1 pseudogene is annotated in these 495 nt (G+C 67.7%); it reads left to right on the forward strand.

Annotated features, from left to right (window positions below):
• A pseudogene (locus AACY19_RS27080) lies at window positions 1-495 on the forward strand (hypothetical protein); the annotation flags it as partial.

Raw genomic sequence — 495 nt, forward strand, 5'->3', positions numbered from 1 at the left:
CTGCAGGCCGACCGCGCCGCCTATCGCGAGCAGGCACGCTGGTCGCTCGCCGGCGTGCCCCTGCCGCAGCAGACCGTGGTGAGCTGGCAGCTCAGCGAGGCCGAGCGGCGCGCGCGCTTCGAGGACGCCTGGAGCAAGGGCGACCTCGTCCACATGCTGACGCAGCTCTGGGCCGACCAGGGCGTCGATGTCGACGGCAACAGGCTGGTCTGCGATCTCTTCCGCGAGAAGATCGCGGCGACCGTGAAGGATCCTGACATTGCCGCGGCGCTGATGCCGGACGACCATCCCTTCGGCGCCAAGCGCCCGTGCCTCGATACGAACTACTACGCCACCTACAACCGTCCCAACGTCACGCTGGTCAATCTGCGGCAGGAGCCGATCAAGGCGATCACATCGGGCGGCATCACCACGGCGAAGCGCAGCGTCGACCTCGACGTCATCGTGTTCGCCACCGGCTTCGACGCCATGACCGTCGCGATCCGCGCCATTCAT

Origin of the sequence: Pseudomonas sp. EA_5y_Pfl2_R50 (assembly GCF_963970475.1) — a bacterium.
Taxonomy (GTDB): Bacteria; Pseudomonadota; Gammaproteobacteria; order Pseudomonadales; family Pseudomonadaceae; genus Aquipseudomonas.